The following is a 1,917-nucleotide window of genomic DNA, read 5'->3' on the forward strand; positions in this document are numbered from 1 at the left end:
GAATCACCGTGATCGCGCTGCGGGTAGTGATCTGCCCCTGCAGCAACGCCTCCAAGGTGCGCGGACACAACTGGCGCAACCCCTCGGCCACCAACAGGCGCGCATTGGTCGAGTACTCGGTGGTGCGGGTGGCCAAGGACGCCTCGGCCACGAAATTCTGCCGTATCACCTGCTCCGAGCCCGGCTTCACCCCATACTTCTGGATACTGGCCAACTGCAGCGGATCAGTGATGCCCTTCTGCCGGTCCTGCAAATACGACAGCTCCAGCCCCTCGGCCAGCAACACCGCCTCAACGGCATCGAGCATCGAACGCAGCCGCCCCACCGTTCCCAACCGCTCCAACACCTCACCCGGGGACCCCGGCGCGGACGCCAGCAACTCATCGGTCACGGCCGAGGACAGGGGCTGGCACGCAATCTTGTAATCGATCCCGGCATGCAGCACCCCGTCGATGCCCCAGTGGTCCCGAAAACCGCTGGGCAGGATCGGTAACCGGTGGACGTCATCCCCGGAATCGAAGATCTCTTTTCTGCCCATACCCCATCATCCCAACCCCCACCGACACTATGACCCCGACCACAACCAGATGGGGAAAGCTCGAAAAGATTTTCGAGTCGGTTCGACGCTCAGGTCGGGCTCGTGGCCCTTACGGCACGCTCCTGGCGGCAGTTTGGTGGAATGTGAGCAGGCTGGCCGGGGTCAGGCCCCAGTCCAGGACCGCTACTTCAACAACGGCCCCGGCCTGGGGTACGCGGGCAAACGAGGCGTGGCCGTGGAAGTAGGCATCCAGGCCCCGCAGCTGGTCGAACAGCTCCACCAGCTCATCGGCTGATCGGTGAAGAACTGCAGCGCGTAGTGCCGGACCGCGTCAAGATGGACATCTGGTTTGGGCACCGGCGCCTGCAGCAGCAGTTCGGTGATGTTGTTGTGCCTTGCACCCGGCAGCCGGTCACCCGGCCCACGTCACTGATCATGGCTTCTCCGGTGCGGGATCATTGTCGGTGGGTAATTGCGGCGTGATTCCCAGCTGCAGGGCCGTGACCTGTGGCGGCGTCGAATCCTGGCGCAGGTAGCCGCCGAAGGCCAGACGGCGGCCGAGCAGGGCGCTGGCCGGCAGCTGGCGCAACGCCTCAAAGAGCTCCTGGGTACCCGGAACCACCCGGTAGCCCGATGCACCGGTATCCACCTCAAGGTAGGGTGGCCGCTCCCCCAGTCCGAGACGGCGGACCACCCCGCTGCCGTGCAGCAGCAGGTTGGTTTCGTCCAGGCCGGAGGGCTGGGTCGTGGGCATTAGGGCACCCGGGCAGTCCAGGCGTCGGTGGCGAACTTCGCGGCGGCCAGTTCGCGTGCGGCTTGGCGGGTGTCCTCATCCAAGGTGGCCTCGGTGGCCTGGTAGTGGCCGGTGAAGGTCTCCATCATGGTGCGGATGACCTCATCGCGGGCCAGCTGGGTTTGGCTCTTGAGCGGGTCCACGCGCTTGACGGCGCTGGTGATGCCCTTGTCGGAGATCTTCTCCCGGCCGATGCGCAGCACCTCGACCATCTTCTGCGCGTCGATGTCGTAGCTCATGGTCACGTGGTGCAGCATGCCGCCGCGGGCCAGGCGCTTCTGCGCGGCGCCGCCGATCTTGCCTGGTCGGTGGCGATGTCATTCAGCGGCTTGTAGTAGGCCTGGACGCCCAGCTTCTGCAGCGCTCCATGACCCACTGGTCCAGGTACGGGTAGGAGTCGGCGAAGCTCATCCCGTCGACCAGGGATTCGGGGGCGTAGAGCGAGTAGGTGATGCAGTTGCCGGCCTCCATGAACATCGCCCCGCCGCCGGAGATGCGGCGCACCACCTTCACCCCGTGGTGGGCGGCGGCCTGCGCGTCGACCTCGTTGGACAGGGATTGGAAGGAGCCGATGACCACCGCGGCC

The 1,917-nt window shown here is 65.8% G+C and carries 3 protein-coding genes and 1 pseudogene; all 4 read right to left on the reverse strand.

What is annotated here, in order from left to right; all coding sequences use genetic code 11:
• Positions 1-538 (reverse strand): hypothetical protein (locus JCM19049_RS12885; RefSeq protein ID WP_279403172.1); only part of this gene is annotated, 538 nt, incomplete at its 3' end.
• Positions 539-647: 109 nt separating this feature from the next.
• Positions 648-818, reverse strand: a complete 171-nt coding sequence (locus JCM19049_RS20860) for a hypothetical protein (RefSeq protein ID WP_279403173.1) — start codon at positions 816-818, stop codon at positions 648-650.
• 153 nt (positions 819-971) lie between these two features.
• The gene (locus tag JCM19049_RS12890; RefSeq protein WP_054821785.1) at positions 972-1,292 is read right to left on the reverse strand and encodes a hypothetical protein; all 321 of its coding nucleotides are present in this window, start codon (positions 1,290-1,292) and stop codon (positions 972-974) included.
• Positions 1,292-1,917, reverse strand: a pseudogene (locus tag JCM19049_RS12895) (biotin/lipoate A/B protein ligase family protein); the annotation flags it as partial. The gene JCM19049_RS12890 and the pseudogene JCM19049_RS12895, both read right to left, overlap by 1 nt.

This window comes from Arthrobacter sp. JCM 19049, assembly GCF_001310435.1.

Bases quoted from the DNA above. Each gene is read 5' to 3' on its own strand.
- JCM19049_RS12890 (WP_054821785.1), bottom strand. From the start codon at position 1,292: ATGCCCACGACCCAGCCCTCCGGCCTGGACGAAACCAACCTGCTGCTG.